Raw genomic sequence first — 2,089 nt, forward strand, 5'->3', positions numbered from 1 at the left:
GAACAGTTAGATAAAGGCTCAGTAGAAATTACAAAAGTGGACAAAGAAAGTGGCGCGTTATTAGAAGGCGTAACATTCGAAGTGCAAGATGAAAAAGGCAAAGTAGTAACGAAAGTAACAACAGATAAAGAAGGAAAAGCGAAAATTTCAGATCTATCTGTAGGAAATTACAAACTAGTAGAAGTAGAAAGCTTACCAGGCTACAAAAAGCTAACAGAGCCAGTATCATTCGAAATTAAAAAGGGTATGACAGAAGTCTTATCATTAAAAGTAGAGAATGAACTAGTAGATAAAGGTTCAGTAGAAATTACAAAAGTAGATAAAGATAGTAAAAAAGTATTAGAAGATGTAGTCTTCGAAGTGCAAGATGAAAAAGGCAAAGTAGTAACGGAAGTAAAAACAGATAAAAATGGTAAAGCAAAAATCTCAGACTTATCTGTAGGAAAGTACAAATTAGTAGAGAAAGAAAGCTTACCAGGTTACAAACAATTAACAGAACCAGTATCGTTTGAAATCAAAAAAGGAATGACAGAAGTTCTATCATTAAAAATAGAAAATGAAATGGTAGATACGGGAAATGTAGAAATTACAAAAATAGATAAAGATAATAAGGCACCGTTAGCAGGGGTAGTCTTTGAAGTTCAAGACGACAAAGGCAAGGTAGTAACGAAAGTAACGACAGATAAAGCTGGAAAAGCAACAGTTTCAGATTTATCAGTAGGAAAGTACAAGCTAGTAGAAGTAGATAGTTTACCAGGCTACAAAAAATTAGAAAAGCCTGTACCATTTGAAATTACAAAAGGTATGACAAAATCTTTAACGTTCACTGTAGAAAATGAAATGGTAGATACGGGGAATGTAGAAATCACAAAAATAGATAAAGACAGTAAAGCACCATTAGAAAATGTTGTATTTGAAGTACGTGACTCAAAAGGAAAAGTAGTTGCGAAAGTAACGACAGATAAAGAAGGAACAGCAACAGTTTCAGATTTATCTATTGGAAAGTATGAGTTAGTAGAAGTAGAAACACCGGTAGGATACAAACCACTAGAAAAGCCAGTTTCATTCGAAATTGAAAAAGGTAGAGTTACAGCATTACAATTGACTGTAGAAAATGAATTAGTGGATGTAGGAAATGTAGAAATTACAAAAGTAGATAAAGAAAATAAAGATGCTTTAGCTGATGCAGTCTTTGAGATTCAAGATGCAGCAGGACAAGTAGTCGCTAAAATAACGACAGATAAAAAAGGACAAGCACAAGTCACTAATTTATCAGTTGGCACATACAAGTTAGTAGAAGTAAAAGCACCAAAAGGATATAAACAATTAGTAGATCCGATTACTTTCCAAATTGAAAAAGGTATGACAAAATCTCTTGCTTTAACAGTAGAAAATGAAATGTTAGACAAGGGAAATGTAGAAGTAACAAAAGTAGATAAAGATAGCCAAAAAGCATTAGAAGGCGTAGTCTTCGAAGTACAAGATGAGCAAGGCAAAATAGTAACTGAAATAACGACAGATAAAGAAGGAAAAGCAAACGTTTCAGATCTATCAGTAGGAAAATACAAATTAGTAGAGACGAAGAGCTTACCAGGTTATAAGAAGTTAACGGAACCAGTATCATTCGAAATTAAAAAAGGTATGACGAAAGTCTTATCATTGAAAGTAGAGAATGAACAGTTAGACAAAGGTTCAGTGGAGATTACAAAAATGGCTGCTGAAAGCAAGGAAGTCTTATCAGGAGCTGTGTTTGAAGTTCATGATGAAGCGGGCAAAGTAGTAGTGAAAGTAACAACAGATAAAGATGGAAAGGCAAAAATCGCAGATCTATCTGTAGGTAACTACACACTAGTAGAAGTAGAAGCACCAAAAGGATATGAAAAATTAACTAATCCAATTCCATTTGAAATTACAAATGGAATGATAAATGCAGTTCAATTAGAAGTATTAAACAAATTGAATCATTTAGCACCACCAGTTCCAGAAACACCAGATCCAGAAAAGCCTGGAACACCAGATCCAGAGAAACCTGGAACACCAGATCCAGAGAAACCTGGAACACCAAATCCAGAAAAACCTGGAACACCAG

The 2,089-nt window shown here is 34.2% G+C and carries 1 protein-coding gene; it reads left to right on the forward strand.

From position 1 onward, the window contains the following. Positions 1-2,089, forward strand: a 2,089-nt coding sequence (locus MR160_RS33485) for a SpaA isopeptide-forming pilin-related protein (RefSeq protein ID WP_255805901.1), incomplete at both ends; no start/stop codon positions are given.

This window comes from Bacillus cereus group sp. BfR-BA-01382, from assembly GCF_022663475.1.
In the GTDB taxonomy this organism is placed as follows: Bacteria; Bacillota; Bacilli; order Bacillales; family Bacillaceae_G; genus Bacillus_A; species Bacillus_A thuringiensis_S.